Raw genomic sequence first — 12,341 nt, forward strand, 5'->3', positions numbered from 1 at the left:
ATTAAAATTAAAAAGAGATATTCATGATTTCTTCAGCAATTGTATCATGAAATAAACGACCTTGTTTATTTAAGAATAAAAATTCGTTATTGTGACCGAAGAGTTCTTTAATGAGAGGAAGGGAGGCAAGAGACTCCATTAATGGAGCAGGGAAATCTTTCCATCTCGCTCCTTGGGTAAGACGTAATCTTAGAGCTAGAGCTTCTTTGATACGTTCGTTTTCTGGTAAGCTCTCTGTAGATTCATGCACAGGAAGATTTTTACGTACTGCACGTAGATACTGAGAGATTCTTGAGAGATTTTTTGACCGCACCTTATGAATATATTGTGAGGCAGAAACTCCTAAGCCTAGGAATGGTTGATCTGTCCAATAATAAAGATTGTGTTTGGATTGCGCTTGAGATTTGGCATAAGAGGCGAGTTCATAACGAGAAAATCCACGTGAGGTCAGGAGCTCTTCAGCAGATAGGCTCATAGCAGCGAGTATATCATCATCAGCAATAGAAGGAGCTAGAATACGACGGTGCTTATAAAAAGATGTGTGGGGATCTAGGGTGAGATTATAAAGAGAGATATGCGCAATTGGAAGAGTCAGAGCTTGATGAAGGTCTGTGATAAAATCTGCTAGCGATTGTGTGGGCAGACCATAAATCAGATCTAAGGAGATGTTGTTATATCCATGTTCATAACAGCGGTGTACGGCGTCTATAGATGCTGCTGAGGAGTGGATTCTGCCTAAGGCTTTAAGAAGGGGATCATGAAAAGTTTGTGCTCCAATGCTAATCCTATTCACAGCAGTAAGAAGCAGTTCTCTTAAATAAAATTCAGAAAGGTCTTCGGGATTAGCCTCTAGGGTGATTTCTTGAGCGTGGGGAGCGAGTGTTTGAATTATGTTGTGGAGATAGTGTGGAGGAATTAATGAGGGTGTTCCTCCACCAAGAAATACAGTATCGACGAAATGCGTGTCCTCAATTGTCGACAGTTTTTGCAAACCTTCTTGAAGAATAGCATTACAATACAGACTTACCGATTCAGGATTGTAGGGAATCGTATAAAAGCTACAGTAATGGCATTTCTTTGAACAGAAAGGAAAATGGATATACAGGGCTAAAGGCGATTTACCATTCATTAGCATCGGGGTCAACAATGCCCCCACGTCTCCAACGATTTCGGTCGCTGAAAGGATCCTCATCATCGTCGCTAGAGTCATCGATTTCTGCAGCGCCTTCTTCTCGATCTTCATCATGAAGATCGATTTCTACGGTTTCACTGGGATCAATATCAATTTCGGTTTCTGTAGCCTCTACAAACTCCATATCCGACATACTTGGCCCGTCAGGATATACCGTTTTCGCAGGACTGCGTCTCGGAGTGACAAACTCTTCAACTTCACCATTTTCTTTGAGAAGCTGCAAACGCTCCTTCTCCTCATGGATTTTGTTTTCTAAAGAACGCATTTCTTCTTTGTGACGGTCGATTTCTTTTTTAGGAACTAAACCCAATTGCATCCACTGGGTTAAGTCACGTAATTCAGATTCGAGTTTTTTTAGACGTTCACTTTTCATCTAGTGGGCACCATCCTGTATTCTAGAGAGCAGATGTAATGTATCCTTTGCTTTTTTTCAACTATAGAAAAAAAACAAAGATTGTTTTTTTTTGAAAAATAAAAATTTGCTATGAAACGAAATTCAGATCGCATCTATCGAGAACAAATATCATATGGATTCAGAGTTTGTTGGACAAGTCCATTCTTCGGATATGGATTGGATCGAGGCTATGTTTCAAAAATTTCTAAATCATGAAACATTGGATCCTTCATGGAAATATTTTTTTGAAGGATATCAATTGGGTCAGGAAAGGGCTGCTTCAGCATCTTCCGGAAATGAAGAAGCATACGCCGCTCTGCAAGAAAAGAAAGCGCAATTCCTTTGTATGATCTATCGTTACTATGGTTATCTACAAAGTCAGATTTCTCCCCTCACTTCCGTTAATCCCTCTCCTTTGATTCAAGAAAAGATCAAAAATATAGATCTTAATGAAATTGTCCCTTCTTTAGGTCTCCTTCCTCAGCCTAAAGTTCCTGTGCGTGATTTAATCCAAGCATTAAAAAACTTTTATTGTCGTAGCATCTCTGTAGAAACTCTGGCGTGTTCTCCTCAATTGCAAGAGTATGTATGGAAACTGATGGAGAGTAAGTCTCCCCAACGCTCTCCAGAAGAGCTTGCGCGTTCCTATCAAGACATATGTAAGGCCACCTTTTTTGAAGAGTTCCTACAAGTAAAATTTACAGGGCAGAAAAGATTTTCCTTAGAAGGTTGTGAAAGTTTGGTCTCCATGCTTGAACATCTTGTGCGCTACGGTGTTACTCAAAATATCACAAGTTACATTCTTGGTATGGCCCACCGCGGGCGTCTGAATGTTTTGACTAATGTTTTAGGAAAGCCTTATTCCCAAGTTTTTATGGAGTTTGAGGATAATCCTCAATTTCGAGGTTTAGATACAGTTGGTGATGTGAAGTATCACAAGGGATATGTATCTAGATCTTTTGGTCAACATGGTGAGGAAGTGACGTTCGTCATGTTGCCCAATCCTAGCCATTTAGAAGCCGTGGATCCCGTTGTTGAGGGGGTTGTAGCCGCTTTACAACATCAAGTAGATGCGGGTAAGGAACATTCTTGTTTAGCGATTCTTGTTCATGGCGATGCCGCATTTTCGGGACAAGGCGTCGTATATGAGACTTTACAATTAAGTCAGATCCCTGGGTATTCCACAGGGGGAACATTACACATTATTGTAAACAACCATATAGGATTTACTGCTCAACCTAGAGAATCTCGCTCGACGCCTTACTGTACAGATATTGCTAAGATGTTGGGCATTCCGGTATTTCGTGTAAATGCTGAGGATGTGGTCGCTTGTTTGCAGGCTATAGAGTATTCTCTGAAGGTACGTGAAGAATTTAGTTGCGATGTAATTATCGATTTATGCTGTTATCGTAAATACGGTCATAATGAAAGTGACGACCCTTCAATAACAGCGCCTCTGCTCTACGATGAAATTAAGAAAAAGCCTACCATTCGAGAGATATATAAGAAGTATTTATTAGATAACTATCGGGAGGAAATCTCTGCAGATAGTTTGGAGAAGCTTGAACAAGGCGTTCAGGATGTTCTCAACACAGAATTCCAATCATTAAAGCAAGAAGAAAATCATAAACTCTTTAAAAGAGATTGTCGTCATTGCGATCGTATGGATCTCGGCGAGTTATTAATCAATGATGTCGATGTTTCCTTAACACGTGATACGGTATTTCATATCAGTTCTAAATTGTGTGGTCTTCCTGAAAACTTTACGCCCCATCCTAAGGTAAAAGCTCTGCTTGATAAGAGAATGAAAATGGCTAAAGGAGAAATTGGCTATGATTGGGGAATGGCTGAAGAGCTGGCTTTTGCTTCTTTATTGATCGAGAAATTTTCCCTACGTCTTTCAGGACAAGATGCTATTCGTGGAACCTTTAGCCAGCGACATTTATTATGGAGTGATATCAAATCTGGGGATACGTACACACCTTTGTATCACTTATCTCCTGATCAAGGCTCTGTAGATATGTATAATTCGCCATTGTCCGAATATGCTGTGTTAGGCTTCGAATATGGTTATGCTCAACAAGCAGAGCGTACTCTGGTTTTATGGGAAGCGCAATTTGGAGACTTTTCCAATGGAGCACAGATAATTTTTGATCAGTATATTTCATCTGCGATTCAAAAATGGGATCTACACTCTGATCTTGTTGTTCTTCTTCCTCATGGCTACGAAGGGCAGGGACCAGAACACTCTTCCGCGCGTATAGAAAGGTACTTACAGCTCGCTGCGAATTGGAATTTCCAAGTTGTGATTCCTTCCACTCCGGTACAATATTTCCGTATCTTGCGTGAACATACAAAACGAGATTTATCTTTACCCCTGGTGATCTTCACTCCAAAAATGCTTTTACGGCATCCTGAATGTATAAGCTGGATTGATGAGTTTACTGAGCCAGGAGGGTTTCGTCCTATCCTTGAAGATGCCGAACCTAATTATGATGCTAAGGTATTCGTCTTGTGTTCTGGAAAAGTATATTATGATTTTAAAGGTGCTTTACCTCAAGAACGTAAGAAAGACTTTGCTTGTTTACGTATTGAGAGTTTGTATCCTTTACATCTCGAAGATCTTCTTTCCGTGATTGGCAAGTATCCTAAAGTCGAGCATTACGTTTGGCTTCAAGAAGAACCTCAGAATATGGGGGCTTATGATTATATTTTCATGGCTACCGAAGAGATTTTCCCTAAAAAATTAACGTGCGTTAGCAGACCTAGAAGTAGTTCAACAGCTACGGGTTCCGCACGTCTTAGCCAACAAGAATTTTTAACATTAATGGAAACATTGTTTTCTTTAGGTAATGTATGATCACAGAAGTACGCATTCCAAATGTCGCTGAATCCATAAGCGAAGTCACAATAGCTTCTCTTTTGGTAACTTCAGAGAGCTTGGTTCAGGAGAATCAAGGGATTATGGAGATCGAAAGCGAAAAGGTAAATCAACTGATCTATGCGCCTATATCTGGAAGGATTGTTTGGTCTGTCGCTGAAGGAGATGTTGTTGCCGTCGGTGGAATTGTTGCTAGGATCTATGATGCTAATGAATCTGTTTCTGAAAGTACAGTCAAGGACACTCCCGTGGGGGAGACAGTAGATGCGGAGATCATTTGTTTCCCGAGGTCTACAGCTCACAATCCTCCTTCTGAGGGAAAGACATTTGTTCCTTTACGTGAGAAAATGCAAGAAGAACCGCAACGTTCGGGAGCTAAAAATGAGGTGCGTGAGCGTATGTCATCAATACGCAAAACGATTTCTCGACGTTTAGTTACAGCTCTTCATGAATCCGCAATGTTAACAACATTCAATGAGATTCATATGACCCCTCTGATGAAACTGCGGAAGGAAAAACAAGAGGCCTTTTCTGCTCGTTATAATGTGAAACTGGGTTTAATGTCCTTTTTCATAAAAGCGGTTATTGAAGCGCTGAAGGCTTATCCTCGTGTCAATGCGTATATTGATGGTGATGAGATTGTCTATCGCCAGTATTACGATATTTCTATTGCTGTGGGAACAGAACGTGGTCTTGTTGTTCCAGTGATTCGTGAGGCCGATAAGCTCTCAAGTGGTGACATTGAAATGAAGCTTGCGGATTTAGCGAGTAGAGCTCGAGATGGGTTAATTTCTCTTCCAGAGTTAGAAGGAGGAAGTTTCACTATTACAAATGGTGGGGTTTACGGTTCCTTACTTTCTACACCTATTATCAATCCTCCTCAAGTAGGGATATTGGGAATGCACAAAATAGAAAAACGCCCTGTAGTGATTGATAATACCATCGCCATAGCAGATATGATGTATGTTGCCTTTAGCTATGACCATCGTATTATTGACGGTAAAGAGGCAGTTGGTTTTCTGATCAAAATCAAAGATGCTATAGAACAACCAGAACAGCTTCTTGATTTTTAAAATCACAAGATCATCTAGGAAGAAGCAGAACAGCAGTGACGTTGTTCTTTTTTATAGGTGTATCTATCACGTTAGGTTCTGAATAGTAGTTGCGGTACCGAGAAGAGAAGAAAATCTCATGTTCGGTATAGGTGCATCTTTCAGAAATCGTAATTTTAGAACTTGAGATTCCCAGGTCCAGCAACTGTTTTCTCGCTATCGCACGGAAGTCCAAATGGTTTGCCTCGGGCATGAAGGCAAAAAAGCTCGGAGGAAAAAGCTCTCTATAATCGGGATAAATAGCGTAATCCGGGCCTAGAGAAGGACCGATAACAACAATTAAATCTTGCGGACGGGAGTTATATACACGTTTTAATGTAGCTACAGTTACCGCGTAGATATTTCCAACAAGTCCTCGCCATCCACAGTGAACATTCGCAACAACATGATTTTCGGGATCATAGAAAATTGCCGGTTGGCAATCAGAATGTCGGATGTGCAGAGAAAGCATGGGATCATGAGTATACAATCCGTCAGCAGGGCACCCTGAAGGGGTGGTATATGTCGCATGACGTAAACTTGTGCTATGCACTTGATGGAGATCACAAAAACGTTCAGCACCTAGAGATTTACGGATCTCATCATTTTTAGGCACATAGACGTAACCTTCTGCATCTGTTTGTTTAGGGAACAATCCATGACGTAGGGGGAGGTCAGAGAGTTCTGGGAAAGTAAGCTTAGTTAGGTTATTATCTGAGGGAGTTGATTGTGCCATAGCTAAAAATGTCTCATTCAGGATCTTTCCATACACCATGTTCTTTCAGAAGAAGCACAAGCTCGTCTTCAGCCTGTTCCATGGGGATATGCGCTTTCACGCATGTGTGTTTTACATAGAGATCGACCATGCCAGTTTTAGATCCTACAAACCCAAAATCAGCATCTGCCATTTCTCCTGGACCATTAACAATACATCCCATAACGGCGATTTTTAATCCTACAAGATGTTGTGTTCTCTCGTGAATACGTTTTGTCACTTCGGGAAGGTCAAAGAGAGTTCTTCCGCATCCAGGACATGAGATATACTCGGTTTTTACTAAACGTACGCCAGCACTTTGTAAGGTGCCGAAGGCGATTTCGCGGACTGTGCTAAGCGGAATGTTAGGAAGATCCAAAATTACAGCTTCTCCTAAACCATCGAGGAGGAGGGCTCCGAATTCTGTAGCTATAGCCACTGCTGCCTCACATTCATCATCGAGATCTTTGGAAAATACCAATTTTACAGGTTGTTGCTCACCCTGTTTCTTTTCAAAGAAATCTCTTGTACTGTGAATAAACGGAGGTGAAGCGTGAAAATGCACAAAAGGCGAACTTAACACTTCCTCCTGATTCCAAATCTCGTGGTTGTAATCATAGAGGCAAGGGACTTCGTGATGATGGAAAACAATGAAATGTTGTTCTAATTTTTTAAGAACCGAAGTGCCGATAAAACTTTTTGGAACAACCACACCATCAGGAGTCGTGAAATCTTTTTTCCCATTTTCAGGGTGGATGCCTAATTGCTCAAGTAGCTGTTCCACGGGTGTATTGAGCATATGATCTTCATTCAGTTTAATAAAAACACCATAGACCGATCCCCACGGGGTGGTTTTCGTGATTTTCTTAGAAGCATTGACGAAACTTTCAGAATTTTCTAAAGCAAAGGGATTATTTTTCCTAGGAAGATTCAGGTATGTCGTTGTATGTTTTAATAAACTTTCACAAACAGGGATTTCTTGTGTCGGACACCCCGTTAAAGAACAACGAATAGTATCACCTAGACCTTCGGTGAGGAGAGTCCCTATGCCCACAGAGGATTTAATAATCCCATCCATTCCCATTCCGGCTTCAGTAACCCCGAGATGTAGAGGATAATGCCAGCCACGGGCATCAAGATCTTTAGCTAACTGACGGTACGCAGCAACCATCACTTTAGGGTTGCTAGATTTCATAGAGAAAACTACGTCACGGTAACCCAGCTTTTCGCATACTTCAATATACTCAAGCGCTGAAACTACCATACCTTCAATGGTATCGCCGTAACGTTGCATAACACGTTCGGAAAGAGAGCCGTGGTTCACTCCAATTCTCATGGCTTTCCCTAAACGCTTGCATTTCTCAACAAGAGGAGAGAATTTTTCTTCTAATCGCAGAAGGCTATCGGCATAGTGTTTATCTGTATATATTTTCCCCGTGAACATGTTGCGTTTATCCACGAAGTTTCCCGGGTTAATACGGACTTTATCTACAAAGTCTGCCACATGCATTGCTGCTTGAGGAAAGAAATGTATATCAGCTACAAGGGGAACATCGATTCCTAAGGCGATCAAACGTTCTTTTATATGTTCGCATGCCTGAGCTTCTTTAATCCCTTGTACGGTAACACGAGCAATTTCACACCTAGCTTCTACCAAGGCACAAATTTGCGCAACCGTAGCATCAACATCCGCTGTAGGTGTTGTTGTCATGGATTGTGTTTTTATCGAGTGGTCGCTACCTACATAAAGATTCCCAATTTTGACAGAGTGCGTGTAACGTCTAGCAGCTTGTTTTTGGGCAGGGGGATGAATCATAAAAACCTAAAATAATTTTATATTGGCTACTACAAAGAGGGCCAAAAGGTGACTGAAAAGAAAAGCAACAACAAAGTTTAAACCATTTGAGGGTATCCATCAAAAAGAAAAATATAGATTCAGTAAAGAAGTTTTTTAGAAAAAAAATAAAAACTGAAATTTTACAATCAAATTTTTATTTTTTTAAAATCTTTATTTTAATAGTTTTAAAAACTTGTGTTCACGGAAGGAGAGAGGTTGAAGGAAGCACAACCACTAAGAAAAAATCAGAAAATACCGAGATTGTGCTGCCTGTAGGAAGAAGACTTTAATCGTCGTCAGCATCATCCATATACATGCGATCGTAAGATACAGGTTTGGGTTTGTGTAGAGGATTGCCGCCCATGCTGTAGAGACAAACAGTTAGGTTATTTCCAGAGTCTTGGGCTATTTCAGCTAAGGCGGAGGATAGGGCTGTGGCAACTCTACCTTCAAAATCGCCGTCCAGGGGGGCGAATATGTCAATGTAGGAGTCGTTAAGGTCATTTTTAGGGAACAAAAGATCATTCCCATAAATACCAATACTGTGAATACCACTAGCCATGAGTGATTTAAAGAAATTGACAAACATTTCTTTTTGATTGTCTAAACTGTTCCTTTCATAAAGAGGATGGCGTGTCTGTGCTCGTTGTTGATTAGCCGTTGTTGGGTAATGTCCGAAAGGATTCCACGCGCTAATTAAGTATTGAGGACTGTCATCTGTCGCAGGTTCGGTGAGGTTACTCCAAGAACTGCGTGACCATCCTGCAGGTGTTTTAGGTGTTTGGGCAAATTCTGCTAAATTTGTATTCCAACCACGAGGTCCGATTTCTATTTTAAATAAATCTAAAGAACTATTCTGCATAGTTTCGGGACGTGTTAGATCTGCTTCTGGAGGTATGAAGCACACCCGCGACACACCTGTGCCGGCAACAGTAATAGGCGATAGGAATGAGGGAGTTTTAAAAGTTACTAGCTTGACTTCGGAGTTGTTTTTTGCTGTAAAGACATCCACATCTGTCGCTCCAGGAGCGTGCATGTTTTTCGGCAGGGATGAGCTCTCTTTAAAATGTGCTTTCAAAGAGTTGGTCAGCCCAGGAGAAAGGAAGTCATAGGGTTTATTTGCTTCTAAAGCGCTTTCTATTTTTCCTCGAATACCTTTTTTCATTTTGCTTGGTAGAAGCGCAAGGGAGGCTCCTAATAAAATCGTGCCTAAGGTAATGCCAATAGCTGTAGCAATCACTAGGCCAGGGGCTCCAAGCACTCCGAGAGTAATTCCACAGGCAATCCCGCCAGCTAAAGCTAGTCCGCCGATGATCGCAAGCACTTTTCGAGTCGTTTCTCGAGTGTTTGGGTTATATAAAACCCTATTCAGATAGCCTTTTACGGGGAATCTCTGCTTAGGATTTAAATCAAATAGTTGTTGTGGGGGTAATGGATTATTACCCGAAGAAATTTTTTCATGTGACATAATTGAAATTATAAATATTTTTTAAATAAAAGTAATAGTTCTATTTATCTTATTTATTGTTTGTTGGAAATCAGCAGTTTACAATATCAAATATTTCATAATGGAAGTCCTAATCCTGGGGAACTAACAATAACGACGTTCATAATGGTTTCCGGCTGTGACGCTGCAAAATTGATTAATGCAGCAACCAAACCTGTTTGTATAGCAGCTCTCCAATCTGCCGCTGCTTGAGGGTTTGAGTAGAGTTGAGCAGGTGCGGTGGCAATGAGAGGAATTTGAATCATGTCGACACCCTGTTTGATCGCCTCGTTTAGACAGTTAGTATAAGCAGCTTTTGCTAGGGCAAAGGCAATCACAGGATGGTAATTATAGAGTTCGGGATTCGGCCCATGAATGATGCCTAGGAAATTAGGCAACCCTAGTTTTTGCTTGTTGCTAGAGCCATCAGAGTTTTTCCACGGCATGGAGACGCATTGACCTGCCTGCATCTCCATAGGTATTTCGTAAGAGGTGTTTATAGTGCATAAGTCTGAAAGGAGCGTATTCCGTTCTAATACGATCATGAGATTGCAACAGCAATGCACACGTGGGGAATACACAGTTCCTGTAGTTGCAAAGAGAACTGTTTTTGAGTTGTTAATTTTCCAAACCTTATTTAATAGGGAAGGGGTAGTTTCCCCAAAGATGTGCGGTAAAGTATTCCACGTAGTCACTACTTCACCGCATTGTTCTAAAATTTTTGTGTGCTTCGTGTTTTCATTGATTTCAATTACGAGTGGCGCATCTCGAGGCGGCACAACACCTGTTTTTTGTGGTTTTTGTTGAGAAGCATTTCTAAGAAGAAATAGAGATGCAAGAAGAAGAGGCATGGCGAAGGCACAAATAGAGAATAGAGGGAATATTCCTGTAACTAAAGAAGAAATCATAGCTCCGAGTATAGCGAGGTACGCGAAGACAAGCATGGTAATAATAGGGAGGATTTTTGATGCTATGCTACTTTTTTTGGAGGATATTTCAGGATGGGATTGTGTTTGTTCCAAAGATGCGGTAGTGAGATCGGATATCATATTATCGTAAAGAACGATGCTGGAATTTTTGAGCAGTCTTCGCGATATCATTAAAAAATACTAAGCTTAAAGTAGGGACGAAGATTCTCTCAATTGTACGCATCTTTTTCTTAGTGTTTGTGTTGTGCTATTCCATGTTGTCGATATAGTAAAGACAACACAACAAAGTTGGCAACTTAGATTTCATTCAGAAGTTGAGCTATTATAATTCATCTCCAATACGCTCTACAAACCCTGTTGCGCGCTGGCTCAAAGTGCTTATAGTTAGCAGTATACAAACAATACGCACAAGTTTTCTATGACAAAGTATCTTGGGATTTTGCTTCTAGGAGTGATAAGAAGGAAAGGATCTTGGTGTTATAAGATGATGCCGTGGATCTATAACACATACGTGTTGTAGATCCATGACAAGATGATCTTATGTTAGCCTAAGGGAGAACGATTGATATCTGTGACGACAACAATCATTTGAGAATCTGGATTTTGCCTAGCAAAATTCCCAACTGCAGTGACTAAGGCCGCTTTCACAGCTTCTATCCATTTAGCTCGCACTGTGCCGCCTAATAGATTTGCTGAAGGAGCGAAAAGACTGGAGGAGATCAAGGGTAACTGAACATATTTGGCGCCTTTTTCCACGGCTTTAGCTAAACAATTTTCGTAGGCTGTGGTTACGGCCTTATAGCATCTAAATGCGTCATTATTCAGTTGACTGGCTGTTGGTCCTAAAAGCTGGGCTAGTAATGCGGGGGCCGACGAGTCTCCGTCATTGGTTGTCCCGTCTGCATTTATCCATTGACCCGCAGTACATTCACCAATATTTAAACGTGTCTTGCTTTCGGTAGAATTTTGCCATCCTTGACGACTAACGGCGTGAGTAAAGACAGAATTTGTTCCTCCGCCATGTCTATGCATAGTATCATTGGCGGCATTGACTAGCATAGGAGTGAGATCTTTTGTGCGGAATCTAGGTTGAGTAATGTCGCCACGTGTAGAGACAAGTACCGTTTCAGTATGAGGGACCTGCCATCCCGAGAAAGTGGTATTTGCGTCGATGGGATCAAATTGAGGGGTGTTGATAGCTTGTCGGGATGCGAGTTGTGTCAAACCATCAAGTAATTCCGTAACATTCGGGACAGTTTGCAACGGAACCGCTGCAGCTGTAGGCTGAACCTGAGGTGGAGGAGTTGGAGATCTTGGTAGATCCTGAGGATCTTCGAATGTTGGAGAGGGAGGAGGCGTGTACTCCGGTGTTGATAAACCTTCTGGTTGGAAAGAAAGAGGTGGGGAAAGGTCCGGTGTAGATATTTCTGATCTTCCTTCTGGGAAAGGCAATGGAGGAAGAGACGCTGACGCGGCAATCTCTTTATTCAGGAGAATACAACACGCTACAGCCACCATAGAGAAAACAACTACGACAGCAGTAAGAGCTGGCATCGAAAAAGTAATAGCCAAAGCCAAGGTGGTTATAACGCCAATAAAGGCTAAGCCTGCTATTGTTGCTAGGGCTGCCTTTTTAACTTCTGTATTATTTCGATTACCTGGTATTGCAGAGGCCTCAGAAAGAAATTGAGATGGCCCATGAGTGTGAATAGGTTGAAACATAAAATATTAATCTTTTTTATAACTAAAGGCTATTAATATTTTAAACCATTCCTGC

The 12,341-nt window shown here is 41.2% G+C and carries 9 protein-coding genes; 2 read left to right on the forward strand and 7 right to left on the reverse strand.

Going from position 1 to position 12,341, the window contains the following annotated elements:
- Positions 1 to 7 precede the first annotated feature (7 nt).
- Both hemW and CHAB577_RS02170 read right to left on the reverse strand, forming a co-directional pair.
- Positions 8 to 1,129, reverse strand: coding sequence for a radical SAM family heme chaperone HemW (gene hemW, locus CHAB577_RS02165; protein ID WP_006344053.1), 1,122 nt, complete (start codon positions 1,127 to 1,129; stop codon positions 8 to 10).
- Positions 1,119 to 1,565, reverse strand: coding sequence for a hypothetical protein (locus tag CHAB577_RS02170; RefSeq protein ID WP_011097044.1), 447 nt, complete (start codon positions 1,563 to 1,565; stop codon positions 1,119 to 1,121). The genes hemW and CHAB577_RS02170 overlap by 11 nt, the downstream gene beginning before the upstream one ends.
- Positions 1,566 to 1,719: 154 nt before the next feature.
- Between CHAB577_RS02170 and CHAB577_RS02175 the strand changes: the two genes are divergently transcribed.
- Positions 1,720 to 4,446, forward strand: a complete 2,727-nt coding sequence (locus CHAB577_RS02175) for a 2-oxoglutarate dehydrogenase E1 component (RefSeq protein ID WP_011097045.1) — start codon at positions 1,720 to 1,722, stop codon at positions 4,444 to 4,446.
- Complete coding sequence (gene sucB, locus CHAB577_RS02180; protein ID WP_011097046.1) at positions 4,443 to 5,540, forward strand: dihydrolipoyllysine-residue succinyltransferase; 1,098 nt, start codon at positions 4,443 to 4,445, stop codon at positions 5,538 to 5,540. Before CHAB577_RS02175 ends, sucB begins: the two co-directional genes overlap by 4 nt.
- Positions 5,541 to 5,550: 10 nt before the next feature.
- Here the strand turns inward: sucB and pgeF are convergent, their stop codons facing one another.
- From pgeF to CHAB577_RS02210, 5 genes are all read right to left on the reverse strand, one after another.
- Positions 5,551 to 6,294: a peptidoglycan editing factor PgeF gene (gene pgeF / locus CHAB577_RS02185; protein WP_011097047.1), complete on the reverse strand. Its 744-nt coding sequence runs from the start codon at positions 6,292 to 6,294 to the stop codon at positions 5,551 to 5,553.
- Positions 6,295 to 6,307: 13 nt separating this feature from the next.
- Complete coding sequence (locus tag CHAB577_RS02190) at positions 6,308 to 8,128, reverse strand: 4-hydroxy-3-methylbut-2-en-1-yl diphosphate synthase (protein WP_011097048.1); 1,821 nt, start codon at positions 8,126 to 8,128, stop codon at positions 6,308 to 6,310.
- Positions 8,129 to 8,435: 307 nt separating this feature from the next.
- Positions 8,436 to 9,617 carry a membrane protein gene (locus CHAB577_RS02200; RefSeq protein WP_011097049.1) on the reverse strand — a complete coding sequence of 394 codons (1,182 nt, stop codon included), beginning with the start codon at positions 9,615 to 9,617 and terminating at the stop codon, positions 8,436 to 8,438.
- A 95-nt stretch (positions 9,618 to 9,712) separates the two neighbouring features.
- On the reverse strand, positions 9,713 to 10,684 hold the full coding sequence (locus CHAB577_RS02205) for a macro domain-containing protein (protein ID WP_173024156.1): 972 nt from the start codon (positions 10,682 to 10,684) through the stop codon (positions 9,713 to 9,715).
- Between the two features lie 423 nt (positions 10,685 to 11,107).
- The gene (locus CHAB577_RS02210) at positions 11,108 to 12,286 is read right to left on the reverse strand and encodes a macro domain-containing protein (RefSeq protein ID WP_011097051.1); all 1,179 of its coding nucleotides are present in this window, start codon (positions 12,284 to 12,286) and stop codon (positions 11,108 to 11,110) included.
- Between the last annotated feature and the right edge of the window lie 55 nt (positions 12,287 to 12,341).

The organism is Chlamydia abortus (assembly GCF_002895085.1).
Lineage (GTDB): Bacteria > Chlamydiota > Chlamydiia > Chlamydiales > Chlamydiaceae > Chlamydia > Chlamydia abortus.

Coding starts and splice junctions, on each gene's coding strand:
- hemW (WP_006344053.1), bottom strand. CDS start 1,129: ATGAATGGTAAATCGCCTTTAGCCCTGTATATCCATTTTCCTTTCTGT.
- CHAB577_RS02170 (WP_011097044.1), bottom strand. CDS start 1,565: ATGAAAAGTGAACGTCTAAAAAAACTCGAATCTGAATTACGTGACTTA.
- CHAB577_RS02175 (WP_011097045.1), top strand. CDS start 1,720: ATGGATTCAGAGTTTGTTGGACAAGTCCATTCTTCGGATATGGATTGG.
- sucB (WP_011097046.1), top strand. CDS start 4,443: ATGATCACAGAAGTACGCATTCCAAATGTCGCTGAATCCATAAGCGAA.
- pgeF (WP_011097047.1), bottom strand. CDS start 6,294: ATGGCACAATCAACTCCCTCAGATAATAACCTAACTAAGCTTACTTTC.
- CHAB577_RS02190 (WP_011097048.1), bottom strand. CDS start 8,128: ATGATTCATCCCCCTGCCCAAAAACAAGCTGCTAGACGTTACACGCAC.
- CHAB577_RS02200 (WP_011097049.1), bottom strand. CDS start 9,617: ATGTCACATGAAAAAATTTCTTCGGGTAATAATCCATTACCCCCACAA.
- CHAB577_RS02205 (WP_173024156.1), bottom strand. CDS start 10,684: ATGATATCCGATCTCACTACCGCATCTTTGGAACAAACACAATCCCAT.
- CHAB577_RS02210 (WP_011097051.1), bottom strand. CDS start 12,286: ATGTTTCAACCTATTCACACTCATGGGCCATCTCAATTTCTTTCTGAG.